This is a genomic window from Rhizobium sp. CRRU65 (assembly GCF_048551595.1).
Lineage (GTDB): Bacteria > Pseudomonadota > Alphaproteobacteria > Rhizobiales > Rhizobiaceae > Rhizobium > Rhizobium leguminosarum_J.
In genome coordinates this window covers 19,089-33,744 of the sequence record NZ_JBLYZH010000018.1, presented here as the reverse complement: position 1 = coordinate 33,744, position 14,656 = coordinate 19,089, and the positions used below count along the sequence as shown (strand labels likewise).

General features: G+C 61.1%; 17 protein-coding genes and 1 pseudogene. 10 read left to right on the top strand and 8 right to left on the bottom strand.

The annotated features are described in order from the left end of the window. Positions 1–100: 100 nt before the first annotated feature. Both ACM5SV_RS29280 and ACM5SV_RS29275 read right to left on the bottom strand, forming a co-directional pair. Positions 101–332 (bottom strand): annotated as a pseudogene (locus tag ACM5SV_RS29280) (hypothetical protein); the annotation flags it as partial. Positions 333–366: 34 nt separating this feature from the next. Next, the gene (locus tag ACM5SV_RS29275; protein WP_222015551.1) at positions 367–2,199 is read right to left on the bottom strand and encodes a methyl-accepting chemotaxis protein; all 1,833 of its coding nucleotides are present in this window, start codon (positions 2,197–2,199) and stop codon (positions 367–369) included. A 262-nt stretch (positions 2,200–2,461) separates the two neighbouring features. Here ACM5SV_RS29275 and ACM5SV_RS29270 point away from each other — a divergent pair, with 262 nt between their 5' ends. After that, positions 2,462–2,671 carry a hypothetical protein gene (locus tag ACM5SV_RS29270; RefSeq protein WP_024323048.1) on the top strand — a complete coding sequence of 70 codons (210 nt, stop codon included), beginning with the start codon at positions 2,462–2,464 and terminating at the stop codon, positions 2,669–2,671. On the opposite strand, the gene ACM5SV_RS29265 is transcribed toward ACM5SV_RS29270, so the two are convergent. After that, entirely contained in the window at positions 2,668–2,892 is a 225-nt protein-coding gene (locus ACM5SV_RS29265) for a hypothetical protein (RefSeq protein WP_222015675.1), read from the bottom strand. The two genes, ACM5SV_RS29270 and ACM5SV_RS29265, sit on opposite strands and share 4 nt — an antisense overlap. A gap of 147 nt (positions 2,893–3,039) precedes the next feature. Here ACM5SV_RS29265 and ACM5SV_RS29260 point away from each other — a divergent pair, with 147 nt between their 5' ends. Continuing rightward, positions 3,040–3,471, top strand: coding sequence for a hypothetical protein (locus tag ACM5SV_RS29260; RefSeq protein WP_260690232.1), 432 nt, complete (start codon positions 3,040–3,042; stop codon positions 3,469–3,471). Between the two features lie 45 nt (positions 3,472–3,516). Here the strand turns inward: ACM5SV_RS29260 and ACM5SV_RS29255 are convergent, their stop codons facing one another. Beyond that, the gene (locus tag ACM5SV_RS29255; RefSeq protein WP_166478033.1) at positions 3,517–4,203 is read right to left on the bottom strand and encodes an ArsR/SmtB family transcription factor; all 687 of its coding nucleotides are present in this window, start codon (positions 4,201–4,203) and stop codon (positions 3,517–3,519) included. Between the two features lie 72 nt (positions 4,204–4,275). Here ACM5SV_RS29255 and ACM5SV_RS29250 point away from each other — a divergent pair, with 72 nt between their 5' ends. From ACM5SV_RS29250 to ACM5SV_RS29240, 3 genes are all read left to right on the top strand, one after another. Continuing rightward, positions 4,276–4,605, top strand: a complete 330-nt coding sequence (locus ACM5SV_RS29250; RefSeq protein WP_018069138.1) for an NIPSNAP family protein — start codon at positions 4,276–4,278, stop codon at positions 4,603–4,605. Continuing rightward, on the top strand, positions 4,602–4,952 hold the full coding sequence (locus ACM5SV_RS29245) for an antibiotic biosynthesis monooxygenase family protein (protein WP_222015549.1): 351 nt from the start codon (positions 4,602–4,604) through the stop codon (positions 4,950–4,952). The genes ACM5SV_RS29250 and ACM5SV_RS29245 overlap by 4 nt, the downstream gene beginning before the upstream one ends. A gap of 178 nt (positions 4,953–5,130) precedes the next feature. Continuing rightward, positions 5,131–6,270 (top strand): site-specific DNA-methyltransferase, encoded by a 1,140-nt coding sequence (locus ACM5SV_RS29240; RefSeq protein ID WP_012756374.1) that lies wholly within the window; start codon positions 5,131–5,133, stop codon positions 6,268–6,270. A gap of 161 nt (positions 6,271–6,431) precedes the next feature. Here the strand turns inward: ACM5SV_RS29240 and ACM5SV_RS29235 are convergent, their stop codons facing one another. The 3 genes from ACM5SV_RS29235 to mutY are packed head-to-tail and all read right to left on the bottom strand — an operon-like array spanning position 6,432 to position 8,511. Continuing rightward, entirely contained in the window at positions 6,432–6,797 is a 366-nt protein-coding gene (locus ACM5SV_RS29235) for a nuclear transport factor 2 family protein (protein ID WP_182211004.1), read from the bottom strand. A 5-nt stretch (positions 6,798–6,802) separates the two neighbouring features. Beyond that, complete coding sequence (locus tag ACM5SV_RS29230; protein ID WP_012756376.1) at positions 6,803–7,417, bottom strand: HAD family hydrolase; 615 nt, start codon at positions 7,415–7,417, stop codon at positions 6,803–6,805. Between the two features lie 2 nt (positions 7,418–7,419). Then, entirely contained in the window at positions 7,420–8,511 is a 1,092-nt protein-coding gene (gene mutY / locus ACM5SV_RS29225; RefSeq protein ID WP_128407839.1) for an A/G-specific adenine glycosylase, read from the bottom strand. Between the two features lie 108 nt (positions 8,512–8,619). Here mutY and ACM5SV_RS29220 point away from each other — a divergent pair, with 108 nt between their 5' ends. Further along, complete coding sequence (locus ACM5SV_RS29220; protein WP_130708747.1) at positions 8,620–9,111, top strand: DUF721 domain-containing protein; 492 nt, start codon at positions 8,620–8,622, stop codon at positions 9,109–9,111. Positions 9,112–9,185: 74 nt separating this feature from the next. Here ACM5SV_RS29220 and ACM5SV_RS29215 read toward each other — a convergent pair whose 3' ends face one another. After that, positions 9,186–9,629, bottom strand: a complete 444-nt coding sequence (locus ACM5SV_RS29215; protein ID WP_222015548.1) for an RbsD/FucU family protein — start codon at positions 9,627–9,629, stop codon at positions 9,186–9,188. A gap of 237 nt (positions 9,630–9,866) precedes the next feature. On the opposite strand from ACM5SV_RS29215, the gene ACM5SV_RS29210 reads away from it, so the two are divergent. The 4 genes from ACM5SV_RS29210 to ACM5SV_RS29195 are packed head-to-tail and all read left to right on the top strand — an operon-like array spanning position 9,867 to position 14,334. Then, positions 9,867–10,871: a LacI family DNA-binding transcriptional regulator gene (locus tag ACM5SV_RS29210; protein WP_221970880.1), complete on the top strand. Its 1,005-nt coding sequence runs from the start codon at positions 9,867–9,869 to the stop codon at positions 10,869–10,871. Position 10,872: 1 nt separating this feature from the next. Next, on the top strand, positions 10,873–12,360 hold the full coding sequence (locus ACM5SV_RS29205; protein WP_222071799.1) for a sugar ABC transporter ATP-binding protein: 1,488 nt from the start codon (positions 10,873–10,875) through the stop codon (positions 12,358–12,360). Between the two features lie 13 nt (positions 12,361–12,373). Beyond that, positions 12,374–13,306, top strand: a complete 933-nt coding sequence (locus ACM5SV_RS29200; protein WP_012756382.1) for an ABC transporter permease — start codon at positions 12,374–12,376, stop codon at positions 13,304–13,306. A 26-nt stretch (positions 13,307–13,332) separates the two neighbouring features. Beyond that, a complete protein-coding gene (locus ACM5SV_RS29195) occupies positions 13,333–14,334 on the top strand; it encodes a substrate-binding domain-containing protein (protein ID WP_113545740.1) in 1,002 nt (333 codons plus the stop codon). Positions 14,335–14,656: the final 322 nt, after the last annotated feature.

Below are 14,656 nucleotides of genomic sequence, written 5' to 3'. Positions count from 1 at the left end.
AGAGTCAACGCAACCATTTATTATTTGATTTGTATTTCTAATGACGGTTTGAATCTTTTGCCATTTTTGATCTACAAACGAACCTATTGATATCGGGTGCTCACCCGCCCTCTTGGATAGGCTCTGCTGCCAGATCGGCTGAAGAGTGCAGTGACTGCCGGTCGTCTTCCGCTGAGAAGAGGATGGAGCGACTTTCCGCCGCCCGGCGCGCACAGCCGTTGTCGAAGAAACTTGACAGCAGGGCCTCGCCGAGACTGCCGGCAAGATGAGCCCGCCTTTTGTTACAGTCGAGGCAGGAGCGGCAGCCGCGATGATCTGAGGTCCCCGACGTCGCCGGAATGAACAATGGCGAGCAGATAGCAGCCGTCAGGCCGCCAGCTGCCCACCCCGGCGTCCGACTGCAGATTGCGTCGAAGCCGTCGCCCGAAGCCTGAACCGGGAAACCAGTTCACGCAGCGTGGCAGCTTCCTGAGCAAGCTGGCCGGATGCCGCGGTGGATTGCTCCACCATCGCCGCGTTCTGCTGGGTCACCTGGTCCATGGAATTGACGGCGGTGTTGACTTCGGCAAGGCCGGTCGACTGCTCTCTGGCCGATACGGCGATTGCATCCATGTGCTGGTTGATGCGGGCAATCTGCTCGCTGATCGCCTTCAGAACCTGGCTGGTGTCGAGAACCAGTTTGACGCCGCTTTCCACTTCCACCGAGGATTTCTGGATGTGGCCTTTGATTTCCTTTGCCGCCTGAGCCGATCTCTGGGCGAGTTCGCGCACTTCCTGGGCGACCACCGCAAAACCCTTGCCCGCGTCGCCGGCGCGTGCCGCTTCGACGCCGGCGTTCAGCGCCAGCAGATTGGTCTGGAAGGCGATCTCGTCGATCACGCCGATAATGCTGGAAATCTGCTGGGACGAAGCCTCGATGCGGCGCATGGCTTCTTCGGCATGCGACACGACTTCCGAAGATTTGGCGGCATTGCGGTTTGCATCGGTCGCTTCCGTGCGTGCCTCGTCGGTCCGCTTGCTCGAGTTCGAGACATTGGCGGTGATCTGATCGAGCGCTGCGGCGGTTTCCTCAAGAGAGGCTGCCTGCTGTTCGGTTCGTTTTGACAGATCGCCGGCCCCGGATGCGATTTCCCTGGTGCCTTCGTCGATCGCGGCAATGGCGGTCGCAATCGCGCTGAGCGTCTGATCGAGCTGCCGGATCGACATGTTGAAATCATGCCGGAGGTTCTCGAAATCAGGCGCGAACGGCTCATCGATCTGGAAGGCAAGATCGCCGGATGCAAGCCTCTTCAAGCCTGCGGCGAGGCCTGATGTCGCCGCCCGCAGCCGTTCGGCTGCATCTTCGTCGGCCTGCTTGCGCGCCGTGATCCGCTCGGCTTCGCCCTGCAATCGGGCTGCCTCGGCGTCTTGCTCAAGCTGCTTATTGGCAATCGCCGCCTGGCGGAAGATTTCGACGGCCGATGCCATCGTTCCGATTTCATCGGTGCGGCCGATCCCGGTGCAGGCAATTGCTATGTCACCGTCGGCAAGCTTTTGCATGTCGTTGGAAAGCGAAAGGATCGGCTTGGTGACGGTCTTGCGGGTCAGGAAATAGAGCCCGAGCGCAAACAGCGCGGCCGCAGCCAGAAGTGCTTTCAGAACAATATCGACCGAAGCTTTTATGTCGGCGCTATGCTTGGAAATATCGTCCGACGCCGCCGTGATCTGGTCCCCGGTCTGTTCCATGGCCGTTTCCAGCGTCGAGAACTGCGCCATGAATTCCGGCAAGGCCTTCAATGCCGCCGAGGGATCCTGGCTCGCCAGATCGACAATCTTCGTGGCGCTTTCGATATAGGTCAGAAGGGGACGTTCGATGCTGGCAAGCAGCGCCTTGGTCTTTTCGTCGGCGGCAAGAGCCTTATTGGCGCCAATCATCTCACGGAACGACGCGTCGTGCTCCACCAGATCCGCCTTCACCGCGGCAGGGTCTATGCCTGCTGCCGGGTTGGAGGCAAGCATCGACGCCAGCACATCCGCGCGCATTGCATCATGCATCATGTCGGCCTGCATGTGGTTGCGCAGAATTTGCGCCGACCGGGCAACGTCGGCGTTGTTTTCGGAGAGGGTCGAGGCGGACCAGATGCCGACGCCCGTAGCGCCGCCCGCCAATGCGAAAATCGCGATGCTCGCAATGATGATCTTATGCTGGATCGACGCCATGACAGGGCTCTCTCGTTAATTTAGAACGTGAGAGTAGCCGAACATGCTTAATTATTTTCTTAGCACCATATGGCTTAACGGCGCGAAAACAACAGGTTGTAGCGGATATTTCACTTTCGATGAAAGGTTGAGCTCTTTGTGGGTCGGGCGGATGCCCGCTACCGATAGGATGACGGACCTGCGCGAGTGCCGCGGCCTCGTCGAGGCTCATTGCTGCTTACCGGTCTGGGGCGTACGATGCACGTACAATGGGAGAGGGACCATGAGGCTTTCAGCTTTCGTCCGACCGGCGGCAGCCGTAGTGCTGCTGTTTGCCTTCACATCCACCGACGTCATCGCCAAGGGCAAGCACCGAAGCTGTGCGCAGCTGCAGGCGATGAAGGATAATGCCCTGACCGGCGGAAAGCATGCCGGGGATGGCCCCGACAAGAGAGCCAAGATCGAAAGGAAGATGAGGAAGAAAGGCTGCTAGATCAGGATGATTTTAGGCCCGATCGGCCTAAAATCATCCTGATCTAAATCAAAGAAGTAGAGCATGATGTCGTCCGAAAACCGCTCACACTTTTCTGCATCATGCTCTAGAGGCAAGTCGCCGCTAGCTTGCGAGTACCGAGAGAACACGGTCTGGAAGCAGGCGAGCCTGTTGCCGAGACGGCAGAGATTCGCCTTCGTTGTGGATGGCGCGACGTCCATCAAATCCGCCTCATGCCAGACTAACCGCAGCCCCAGGACTACCTTTGGCATTCTCATGCACTAGATGGCGATCGAGGAGGACGTCACCGCCGCTCTTGGGAGGAGAACAAGCGGCATGTCTAGAGAATGGATGAAGAGGAAGACTGCATGACGATCGAGGACATCATCGAAACCCTGGAAAAGACTGACATGCCCGACAGCCGGATCGACGCCTTCATCACCTGTGCCTTCTTGTTGAAGCAACTCCGGCCGGCCGAGCCCAACGATTTCGACGGTCCTAACGACTACCTGCCGAGCAGTATCAAGTCGGAGCACGGCTTCCTGATGGCGCGGCCCTTCACACACGACGTCAATCACGCCATCGACCTGTGCCGGGAAGTCCGGCCGGATGCGGTTTGGCACCTCGCCCGCGGCCGCCAGACACCGGACGAGTCGCTCTACGGTGCGCAGCTGCGCGAGATCAAGGAGAGCGAAAGCGTGCTGGGAGAAGCCGAGAGCAATCACGCAGCGCTGGCGCTCACGCTCGCGGCGCTGCGGGCGCATGTGCGGCAGGAAGATGAAAAGAGGGCAGGTGCGTGAGGGCGCTGGAGCGTGCCTCGGAACCTCTTGCAGCTCCGCAATAACCTACGGATCGACCGGGAAAAGCATGAGGAACTGCCGGTCGCCCTCCGGCGAAAATAGGATCGAGCGGCTTTCGGCCGTGCGCCGCGCCCAGCCTTTGTCGAGGAAGCTTGACAGCAGCGCCTTGCCGAGGCTGCCGGCCAGATGCGCGCGTCTTTCGCTCCAGTCGAGACAGGAGCGGCAGAGCGGCCGGCGCGACGATCTGAGGTCGCCGATATTAATGCCGATGCGTTTGAGATCGCTTTCGCCCTTTTCCGTCAGCGCCAGGCCGTCTCCGACCGCGTCGATCGAGCCGGAGGCAATCAGGCTGTCCAGCATGCGCACGCCGTAATCGCCGGCAAGGTGATCGTAGCAGATGCGCGCCTTGCGCAGCGCCGGCTCCTTCGGTCCCGGCTGGTGGCGCAGATGGCCGCGCCCGGCGGCAAAACCCATCATGCTTTCGATCAGCCGGGCGACGGCCTCGTCGGCGAGCGTGAAATAACGGTGGCGGCCCTGCTTGCGCTGGGTTAGCAGCCCGCCGGCCTCGAGCTTGGCAAGATGCGTGCTCGCCGTCTGCACGGTGATGCCGCCGACGCCGGCAAGCTCGGTCGCCGTCAGCGCCCGGCCGCCGGTGAGTGCCGCCAGCATGTTGGCGCGGGCGGGATCGCCGATGAGCGCGCCGATCTGCGCAATGTCAGGACCTTCCTTCATAGTTCGATCGTAACCGAAGCATCGCCGTCAGGCAATGTGCGAAAACGGGTGGGCAGCCAAAGGAGAAACGATATGATCACCTGCTTCATCCGTTATCAGATCGACCCCTTCAAGAAGGAGGCGTTTGCCGACTATGCCCGCAACTGGGGCCAGGCAATTCCGAAGAACGGCGCCGACCTGATCGGCTATTACGGCCCGCATGAGGGATCGGCAACGACCGCCTACGGCGTCTACAATATCGAAAGCCTCGCCGCCTACGAAGCCTATCGCGCCAGGCTGGCGGCCGACCCGCTCGGCCGTGAGAATTACGAATTTGCCAGACGCGAAGGCTTCATCCTGAAGGAGGATCGCATCTTCCTCAAAAATGTCTCCGCCCCTCACGCAAAGCTGGTGCTGCCATGATCGCCGTCATCTTCGAAGTCGTGCCCTATATGGGCGAACGCCACAAATATCTGGATCTTGCCGGCGAGCTGCGCGCCGAGCTTGAAACGATCGACGGCTTCATTTCGATCGAGCGTTTCGAGAGCCTGACGAACCGCGGCAAGCTACTGTCGCTTTCCTTCTTCCGCGACGAGGCGGCGGTGAAGGAATGGCGCAATCTCGAGTCTCATAGGGCTGCCCAGCAGGCCGGACGCGGCGGCATCTTTGCCGACTATCGCCTGCGGATTGCCAGTGTCGTCCGCGATTACGGCATGTTCGAACGCGACGAGGCGCCGGCCGACAGCCGCAGGGTTCACGACGCCGCCTGATCGCCGGCGGCGGCATTCTTGACGCCGCTCGGCAGCCGGCCGACGTCGGCAAAGTCTGCCGCTCACTCATCGGCCGGCCGAATAAATTCCCGAAATCGGCCACCGCTTCAGGCTTTGGTAACTAAGTTGCGTAACCATAACGGACAGTTAAGCGTAGAGCGTATGAGTGAGTATCAGAATGGCATCAGTTTTTCCGCTTGCCGACCTCAAGGCTTCCGTCAAGTCGGATTCCCGGCCGGGCTCTTGGGTTGACACGATCATCAAGGGCGATTGCGTCAGTGCCCTTGAAGCTTTGCCCAGCCACTCCGTCGATATCATCTTTGCCGATCCGCCGTATAATCTCCAGCTCGGCGGAACGCTGCATCGTCCCGATCAGTCGCTGGTCGATGCGGTCGACGACGAATGGGATCAGTTCGCCTCCTTCGAGGCCTATGACGCCTTCACCCGTGCCTGGCTGCTGGCCTGCCGGCGGGTATTGAAGCCGACCGGCTCGATCTGGGTGATCGGCTCCTACCACAATATCTTCCGTGTCGGCGCCACGCTGCAGGATCTGAATTTCTGGATCCTCAACGACATCATCTGGCGCAAGACCAACCCGATGCCGAATTTCAAGGGCCGCCGCTTCCAGAACGCCCATGAGACGATGATCTGGGCAAGCCCCAGCGCCAAGGCCAAGGGCTATACCTTCAATTACGATGCGCTGAAGGCGGCCAATGACGACGTGCAGATGCGCTCGGACTGGCTGTTCCCGATCTGCAACGGCAGCGAGCGGCTGAAGGGCGAGGACGGCAAGAAGGCGCATCCGACGCAGAAGCCGGAAGCGCTGCTCGCCCGCGTCATCATGGCCTCGACCAAGCCCGGCGATATCGTGCTCGATCCGTTCTTCGGCTCGGGAACGACGGGCGCCGTCGCCAAACGTCTCGGCCGTCATTTCGTCGGCATCGAGCGCGAACAGGATTATATCGATGCGGCCTCGGCCCGCATCGCCGCCGTCGAGCCGCTCGGCAAGGCGGAACTGACGGTCATGACCGGCAAGAAGGCCGAAGTCCGCGTCGCCTTCAACGTGCTTGTTGAAAGCGGCCTGATCAAGCCCGGTCAGGTGCTGACCGACGCCAGGCGCCGCTATAGCGCGATTGTCCGCGCCGACGGCACGGTAGCATCCGGCGGCGAGGCCGGCTCCATTCATCGTCTCGGCGCCAAGGTGCAGGGCCTCGATGCATGCAACGGATGGACCTTCTGGCATTTCGAAGACGGGCAGTCCCTGCGCCCGATCGACGATCTCAGGTCCGTCATCCGCAGTGATCTGGCAAAGGCGTAGTGAGCAACGCCTCTACGGATCGAAACCACCTTCTTCCGATTTCCCTCCAGTTGCGGAAGAAGACCAAGGCGCCCGGGGTCAAACCCGGGCGTCCTCTTTTTGTTTTTGCGCAATTCCGGACGCAAAACTTTTGCTGGAATTGCTCCAGTCAGAACTTCTGATCAGAACTCCTGGTAATCGGTGACCTCGACCCGTGTGACGCGGCCTTCCGCGTTGAAGGTGATCGTCTCCTCGCCCTCGCGGATCAGCGGCTTGCCCGTCTTGCTGTGGGTGGCGCGTACCGACCAGACCGATCGGCCGGAGAGCGGCGTCAACGTTTCCACCAGCGAATTTTCCGCCGTCTGATCGGGATAGTCGTCGAAGTAGCGCCGGAACGCAGCCATGATCTCGGCGCGGCCGGTGAGATCGCCGACGCCGTTCGAGACATAGGTCGCGTCCTCGGCGAAATAGGCCTCGATGGCGGGAAAATCGAGGGCGTTGATGGCGGCGTGAAAACGTTCGATTTCTTCCGCGGGGTCGAATGCCATGGGTCTCAGACCTTCAATCCATAAGCGGCAAGATCGCTACGCAGCTTCTCAGGCCCCGAAAACAGCACCGCATTCCAGCCATAGGCCTTGGCGCCTTCGACATTAACAGGTGCGTCGTCGATGAAGATCGTCGCTGCCGGATCGAGGCCGAAGCTTTTCGTATGCGTCTCGTAGATCGCGATATCCGGCTTGATCAGGCCGACATCGCCGGAAACGGTGACGCCACGTGGTTTGGTCAGAAAGGGGAAGCGCGCCTGCGCCTCGCGGAAGGTGTCGGAGGCGAAGTTTGTCAGCATCGTCACGTCACGCCCTTCGGCGATCAGCCCTTCCATGATCGCGACGCTGTCATCATAGGCGTGCGGCACCATCTCGTGCCAATATTTGCGGAAGGCGCGGATATGCTCTTCGCGCGCCGGGTGCTGTTTTATCAGCAGCGCTTCGGCCTCCGCCCAGGTGCGGCCGCGGTCCTGCTCGATGTTCCAGTCATGGGTGCAGATATTGGTGAAGAACCAGTTGCGCTCGGTCTCATCGGGAATGAGCCGGCTGAAGGGAAGATGCGGATCGTAATGAATAAGGACTTTGCCGATATCGAAAACGATATGTCTTATGTCGGTGGTCATGGTCATCCCTTGGATGTTTTAAACGCGAGAGGAATAGCCGCTGCGATCGCTTTTTTCATGATTGTTGGTAAGGCCTGGGCTTCAAGATTTGTAACCGGCTCCCACCATCCGTCATTCGTGCCGACCTTGGCAGCGATTGCCGCACGCCAGATCGAAAGCCTGAGCTCGAAATGGGTGAAGACATGGATGACGGTGCCAGAGGCCTGCCATGCCGCATCGAAGGGCGCGGCGGCAGCCGAGGTCTCGCCGTCGATGCGCGCCGTCCACGCCGTCGTCGGCACCTCGGTCATGCCGCCGAGCAGGCCGCTGTCGATGCGCCGCCGCAACAGGATCTCGCCATCACCTGTTACCGCGATGAAGGCTGCGCCATATCTGACCGGCTTCTCCTTCTTTGCCGCCTTGACCGGAAAGAGCTCGGGATCGGAAAGTTTGAGCGCCTCGCAGGCACCCCGGAACGGACAGAGCGAACAGGCCGGTCGCTTCGGCGTGCAGATCGTGGCACCCAGATCCATCATCGCCTGGGCGAAATCGCCGGGCCGATCGGCAGGCGTCAACAGCGCCACCTTCTCTCTCATCGCGGGCTTTGCGGCCGGTAGCGGCGTGGCGATCGCATAGAGCCTGGAGATCACCCGCTCGACATTGCCGTCCATGACAGCCGCCTGCCGGTTGAAGGCGATGGCTGCGACGGCGGCGGCCGTATAGTCGCCGATGCCGGGCAGGGATTTAAGGCCCTCTTCGGTATCGGGAAAGACGCCGCCATGCTCGTTCGCCACCGCTTCGGCGCATTTCTTCAGGTTGCGGGCCCGGGCGTAATAGCCGAGCCCCGCCCAGGCGGCCATCACCGCGTCGTTTTCGGCTGCGGCAAGATCGGTTACCTCGGGCCAGCGCTGGAGAAATCGCTCGAAATAGGGTTTGACCGCCTGCACCGTCGTCTGCTGCAGCATCACCTCGGACAGCCAGACGCGATAGGGATCGGCCTTGACGCCGCGGGCCGCCATGCCGGGCGAAACGCGCCAGGGCAGGTCGCGGTGGTGGCGATCGTACCAGTCGAGCAGGGGCTTTGCTGAGGGCGTGTCGAGTGTGGTGATCGTCATGATTTGCCGCGATGGGGGGAAGTGCCTATACTTGGCGAAGCAATGCCGCGCGATCAAGTCGCCTGTGCGAATTGGCATGCGAATTGGCGGCGTCGCTGAAGGGTTTCGATGAGTTATCCACGCAAAGGTGCAAAGCAGATCTCCGAACTGGCCAACGGGCTGATCGATCCCGTGCTCGCGAGGCGCGCCGGTATCAACACGGCTCTGCTCGGTTCGTGGAGCGAAATCGCCGGCGAGGATTTCGCCGATTGCACCCGGCCGGAAAAGATCGCCTGGGCCCGCGGCGGCGATGAGACCGGCGGCTTCCGCCCCGGCGTGCTGACGATTGCCTGCGAAGGCGCGCGCGCGTTGTTCCTCACCCATGCGCAGGGCGAACTCATCCAGCGCATCAACAGCTTCTTCGGCTTTGCCGCCGTCCACCAGATCCGCATCGTCCAGAAGCCGGTCTCACAAGCCATCCGCCGCTCCCGCACCCCGCCGCCGCTGAAGGGCGAAGCCGCCCGCAAGCTCGAAGGCATGATGGAGGGCATCGAGAACGACAAGCTGCGCCAGGCAATCCAGCGCCTGGGCACCGCGGTGATGGGCAAGCGCGGACGATAAATGTGGCGCGTGCTCGATCGGAGCCGATGACGCCTTCAAGCGTTCCTGCGACCTGGAGACGTCTCAGACCATCGCTAAACCACACCCTTCTTCAGGATGAAGTTGCCATAGGCCCGCGTTTCACCTGTGTGAACCACCGCAAAGCAGGATTCAGCCAACGGATAATAGGCGAAGCGCTCGATCGACCTGCTCTTGATGCTGCGCATTTCGACCGTCGAGCAGAGCAATTCCACATCCGCATGAACCGGTAGCATCGTGCCGGCCTGATCCGGATCCTCCATATGCATGAGCGGCTGTTCGACGAAGTGGTCGAGCGGCATGACTGCCAGGATCGCCGCTATGGCGTCCGTGGCGCTCGCCGAGTTCATCGACACGAGTTTGCCGGTCACGGTCTTCTTCGACACGCGGCACGCCGAAAAATTCTTGTCGACGATGGCGAGTTCATCCCCGTGGCCCATCGCGCTCAGTATCCACAAAAGATCCGGGCAAAGAATTCCCGGAATGTTTTTCAGTGCCATGTTCGCTCCTCCCAACGGACTCCCGTATCGCCATAATAGCTAACGAAAACGCTTGCGCAAACGTTTCGATGGCCATATATCGATTTCCAGCATTTCATTGGAGGATGAAATAGACCGGGTGACCGCCGAGCTGGGAGGCTTGTTCGCGGGCGGCAATATTTCCGACTTTTTGTTCTGGAGGTGACGCGGCGGCGGTCTGAAGCTGCGCGTCAGGCGTGATGGGGGAGGTCTGCAATCATGGCGACAATCACTGACGTTGCACGCGCCGCGGGCGTCTCGGTCTCGACCGTGTCGCACGTCGTCAACGGCACCCGGCATGTGAACGAAGCGACGGCGGCGCTCGTCAAGAATGCGATCGAAAGCCTCGGGTTCGTGCCGAACGCCGTGGCCCGGTCACTGGTGCGATCCTCGACGGACGCCGTGGGTATCGCGATCTCGATCAGCACCAACTACTATTTCAACGATATCGTGTCTTCTATCGAACGAGCCTGCGCGGCCATCGGCCAGCTCGTCTTTCTGTGCGACACGCAGAACGATCCGGAGACCGAGCTGCGGCTGGTCCGCGAACTCGTCCAGCGGCGGGTGGATGGGGTGATTCTGGCTCCGTCCGGTGATCCGGAAAACCGCGCCATCGACTATCTCAAATCGTCTCGCATGCCCTTCGTGCTTGTCGACCGTCTGACGGTTGCCGATGCCGACGGGGTTTGCCTGGACAACGAGGCGGCGATGGAGACGCTGATCGACCACCTGGTGGGCCACGGCCACCGCCGCATCGGCCTCATCGCCGGCGAGCCCGGGCTGCTTTCCACGATCGAACGCGTGCGTGGATATGTCGGCGCCATGCGCAAACACGGGTTGGAAATCGATCGCAGCCTGATGAGCGAAGGCAATGCCAACAGCGCGGATGCCCGCCAATCGGCGCTTGAGATCTTAAGCCGGGCGGACCGGCCGACGGCGATCGCCTCGGGCAACAATCTGGCCACGATCGGCGTCATGCGCGCTGTGCGGGATCTTGGGTTGCGCATCTCCGAGGATCTGGCGCTGATCGGCTTTGACGATTTCGATTGGGCCGACTGCTTCGAGCCGCGGCTGACCGTCATGGCGCAGCCGAGCGAGATGATCGGCATGCAGGCTGCGGAAATGCTGTCCAGGCGGATCAAATCGAGCACGGAAGACGTGCGGCAGGTTCGCCTGCCGGCAAAACTGGTAATTCGCCGCTCCTGCGGCTGCGGAGGGCATTGAAATGACGTCGGCATTGGCTCTTGCTGGGATCACCAAATCCTTTCCGGGCGTGCGGGCCCTGAAAGGCGTGTCGTTTTCTCTGCAGCCCGGAGAAATCAGGGCGCTGGTGGGTGAGAACGGGGCCGGAAAATCGACGCTGATGAAGATCCTTTCCGGCGCCTATTCGGCCGACGAGGGGCGCATCGAGCTTTTTGGCGAAGCGGTGCTCGATCCGACCCCAGCCGGGATGATCGCGCGCGGCGTCGCGGTTATCTATCAGGAACTGGCCCAGGCGCCGCACCTGACCGTTGCCGAAAACGTTCTGATGGGGCGGCTGCCATGCAAGGGCGCCCTGATCGACTGGGGCGAGGCAAAGCGCCGGACCATCGAGGTTATTGACCGGCTCGGTTTCGATGTCGATCCGACCGCTCGGATCGGGACGCTCTCCGTTGCCAAGCGGCAGATGGTGGAGATCGCCAAGGCCCTGGCGCGCAATGCCAAGATCATCGTTCTCGACGAGCCGTCGGCGGTGTTGGCGCAGGCAGAAATCGATCAGCTGTTTCGCGTTGTCCGGCAACTGGCTCGTGAGAGCGGCGTTGCCTTCGTTTATATTTCGCATCGCCTGCGCGAGGTTTTCGAACTGAGCGACACGGTCACCGTTTTGCGCGACGGCACAGTCATCCACAACGGACCTTCCAATGGTCTGACGACGGACGACCTCATTCGCAGCATGGTGGGCCGAGAAGTGGGCGACGTCTTCCCCACCCGCACGCCCCGGATCGGCGAGGAAGCCCTGTCCGCTCAGGGCATTTCGACGCCAGCGCTGCTCAAAAATGTCAGCATCCATGTTCGAAAAGGCGAGATCGTCGGTCTTTTCGGGCTGGCGGGCGCCGGCCGCACCGAGCTTTTGCGCGCCATCTACGGCGCGGATCCGCGTGGTGCCGGCGAAGTCAGGATCAACGGCGCGATGGCCAGCATCGCTTCGCCGCGCGCCGGCATCAGCAAGGGGCTCGGTCTCGTGCCGGAAGACCGCAAGACGGAGGGCCTCTTCCTGATACAGAGCGTCGGCTTCAACATCATGTCGGCGAGCCTGGCGCAGATCGTCCGTTTCGGGCTTCTTTCTCTGCGCCGCGAGCGCAAAATCGTGAATGGTCTGATCGAACGGCTGCGGATCAGGACGCCGAATGCCGCAGCAGCGACGCAGAACCTTTCGGGCGGCAATCAGCAGAAATGCGTGCTGGCGAGGCTGGTCAGCGCCGGATGCGAGATCCTGCTGGCCGACGAGCCCACACGTGGCGTCGACGTCGGGGCCAAGCGCGAGATCTACGACCTGCTGGTCGAACTGGCGGAGGCCCGCGGGCTGGCAATCGTCATCGCTTCTTCCGAACTGCCTGAAATCCTTGGTTTGTGCGACCGGCTCTATGTCCTGAGAGAGGGCGAGGTGACGGCTGAACTCGACGCGCGCACCGCGACTGAAGAAGACGTCATGCACTTCGCGGCACTACATTAATGAGGGGACTACCATGAAATATCTTCCGCGCGGAACGGGTCTTGCCGGTGCACTGATCGTACTGATCATCGCCGCCTCGCTGATCTCTCCTCATTTTCTCAACCCCATCAACATCCTGAATGTCCTGAGGCAAGTTGCGCTCTACGGGATCCTCGGCATCGGCATGACATTCGTGATCCTCACCAAGGGGATCGATCTTTCGGTGGGGTCGATCGTCGCACTGGTCGGCGTCACCGGCGCGGTGCTGATGGAGCAGGGGGTGCCCATCCCGCTGATGGTGCTGATCTGTCTCTCCATCGGCGCCCTCGTCGGCTGCGTCAACGGCCTCGGCATTTCCTATTTCCGCATTCCGGCCTTCATCATGACGCTCGGCTGCATGGTCATGGTGCGCGGCTTCGCGCTGATGATCGCCGACGGCGGGACCGTTAATCCGGGAAAGCTCGCCGACAGTTTCTTCGTGCTCGGCGGCGGTTACATGCTGGGCGTGCCGACACCGATCTACGTCTTTGCGGCAGTCTGCATCATAGCCGCCGTCGTGCTCAGCTTCACGCAGTTCGGCCGGGCCATCTATGCGGTCGGCAGCAATGAGGAGGCGGCGAGGCTCTCCGGCATCAACGTGCCGCTCGTCATCTTCAGCGTCTACATCATTTGTGGTGTGCTGGCGGCACTTTCCGGTCTGATATTCCTGTCCCGTCTTTCCGTCGGCGACCCGAATTCCGGCCTCGGCCTCGAACTGGAAGCGATCACGATCGCAGTGATCGGCGGCACGTCGCTGTTCGGCGGCGAAGGCACCGTTCTCGGCACGATCGGCGGCGCCATGGTGCTGGCCATCATCGCAAACATTCTCAATCTCGCAGGCGTTTCACCATTCTCACAACAGGTGGTGAAGGGCGCGATCATCGTTCTTGCCGTGCTGCTCGAAGCCGGAAGAAAACCACGCAAGTAGCGTGTTAACCAGAGGGAGGACTTAAAATGCTCAACATCACCAGACGCATGCTCATTATCTCCGCCGGGCTCGCCACCGTCTTGACCGCCGCACCCGCCTTCAGCGCGGACAAGATCGTCATCGGCTTCTCGCAGGCGAGCTCGAACTCCGCCCACCGCAACACGATGACCAAGCGCAACCAGGCCTATGCAGCGGAACACTTCAAGGATGTCGATCTGATCGTCACCAACGCGGAAGGCAAGTCCGCAAAGCAGATTTCGGATGTTGAAAGCCTGATGGTCCAGGGCATGAAGGTTCTGATGATTTCGGCGCAGGATAGCGCCGCCATCGCTCCGACCATCAAGCAGGTCCTGGCTGCCGGCATTCCGGTCATCACGCTCGAGCGCAGCCTCGATATTCCCGTTACGCTGCATGTCGGCCCGCACAACAAACCGATCGGCACGCTTGCCGGCAAGTACGTAGCCGAGGCGCTGAAAGGCAAGGGCAATGTCGTCGAGATCAAGGGCGATCCGGCTGTCGCTCCTGCGGTGGAGCGCCATGAGGGTTTTGCCGAAGCCATCGCCGGTACCGAGATCAAGGTGATCGCCGAAACCCATGCCGACTGGGACCAGGAAAAGGCGTTGAAGTTCATGGAAGACACGCTTCAGCGTTTCCCGGCCGGGCAGATTCAAGCCGTTTACGCCCATAACGACAACATGGCGTTTGGGGCGCTGCGGGCGATCCAGGCCGCCGGCCGCGACAAGGAAGGCATCCTCATCATCGGCATCGACGGCGAGAACGCCGCCATCCGCGCCGTTGCCAAGGGCGATCTGACCGCGACCTTCACCTATTCCACCGTCGCGCCTGAAGGCGTTATTGCCGCGCATGCGCTTGCCACCAATGACACCGCAGCGCTGGAAAAGCTCGGAACCTTGACCAAGAAGGACGACGGCTCGATGGAAATCGAGATTGCGTCGAAGATGATCACCAAGGAGAACGCTGCCGAGTTCTTCTGCAAGGGCTTCGGCGACGACCCTGAATGCAAGTAATCCGATAGACTTCGAAGTCCGGCGCGACAACAGAAGCGCCGGACTTTGGTTCGAGATACAAAGATCAGGCCGTTGACCGTTCCCCGACCGCCCGAACCCCAAGGCCACCTGGTCTGCCTGATGGGCTTTTCCCCCGCGCCCCAGCCGCCGCGATGTCTGCCGATGAAATCGGCAAAACCTCCAATCTCGCAATTTTTGGTCTAGTCGTCTTCCCGCGGTCACAATTCTTTGAAGGAAGTTGGCGAACCGTGCCTTGTGAGTGGCCGCCAGCCGTTATATCGCACAGTCATGCCGTCAATCTCATTAGTTATGGGGAATCCAT

Excerpts from the sequence above, each read along its gene's own strand:
- ACM5SV_RS29275 (WP_222015551.1), bottom strand. The coding sequence starts at position 2,199 with ATGGCGTCGATCCAGCATAAGATCATCATTGCGAGCATCGCGATTTTC.
- ACM5SV_RS29270 (WP_024323048.1), top strand. The coding sequence starts at position 2,462 with ATGAGGCTTTCAGCTTTCGTCCGACCGGCGGCAGCCGTAGTGCTGCTG.
- ACM5SV_RS29265 (WP_222015675.1), bottom strand. The coding sequence starts at position 2,892 with ATGGACGTCGCGCCATCCACAACGAAGGCGAATCTCTGCCGTCTCGGC.
- ACM5SV_RS29260 (WP_260690232.1), top strand. The coding sequence starts at position 3,040 with ATGACGATCGAGGACATCATCGAAACCCTGGAAAAGACTGACATGCCC.
- ACM5SV_RS29255 (WP_166478033.1), bottom strand. The coding sequence starts at position 4,203 with ATGAAGGAAGGTCCTGACATTGCGCAGATCGGCGCGCTCATCGGCGAT.
- ACM5SV_RS29250 (WP_018069138.1), top strand. The coding sequence starts at position 4,276 with ATGATCACCTGCTTCATCCGTTATCAGATCGACCCCTTCAAGAAGGAG.
- ACM5SV_RS29245 (WP_222015549.1), top strand. The coding sequence starts at position 4,602 with ATGATCGCCGTCATCTTCGAAGTCGTGCCCTATATGGGCGAACGCCAC.
- ACM5SV_RS29240 (WP_012756374.1), top strand. The coding sequence starts at position 5,131 with ATGGCATCAGTTTTTCCGCTTGCCGACCTCAAGGCTTCCGTCAAGTCG.
- ACM5SV_RS29235 (WP_182211004.1), bottom strand. The coding sequence starts at position 6,797 with ATGGCATTCGACCCCGCGGAAGAAATCGAACGTTTTCACGCCGCCATC.
- ACM5SV_RS29230 (WP_012756376.1), bottom strand. The coding sequence starts at position 7,417 with ATGACCACCGACATAAGACATATCGTTTTCGATATCGGCAAAGTCCTT.
- mutY (WP_128407839.1), bottom strand. The coding sequence starts at position 8,511 with ATGACGATCACCACACTCGACACGCCCTCAGCAAAGCCCCTGCTCGAC.
- ACM5SV_RS29220 (WP_130708747.1), top strand. The coding sequence starts at position 8,620 with ATGAGTTATCCACGCAAAGGTGCAAAGCAGATCTCCGAACTGGCCAAC.
- ACM5SV_RS29215 (WP_222015548.1), bottom strand. The coding sequence starts at position 9,629 with ATGGCACTGAAAAACATTCCGGGAATTCTTTGCCCGGATCTTTTGTGG.
- ACM5SV_RS29210 (WP_221970880.1), top strand. The coding sequence starts at position 9,867 with ATGGCGACAATCACTGACGTTGCACGCGCCGCGGGCGTCTCGGTCTCG.
- ACM5SV_RS29205 (WP_222071799.1), top strand. The coding sequence starts at position 10,873 with ATGACGTCGGCATTGGCTCTTGCTGGGATCACCAAATCCTTTCCGGGC.
- ACM5SV_RS29200 (WP_012756382.1), top strand. The coding sequence starts at position 12,374 with ATGAAATATCTTCCGCGCGGAACGGGTCTTGCCGGTGCACTGATCGTA.
- ACM5SV_RS29195 (WP_113545740.1), top strand. The coding sequence starts at position 13,333 with ATGCTCAACATCACCAGACGCATGCTCATTATCTCCGCCGGGCTCGCC.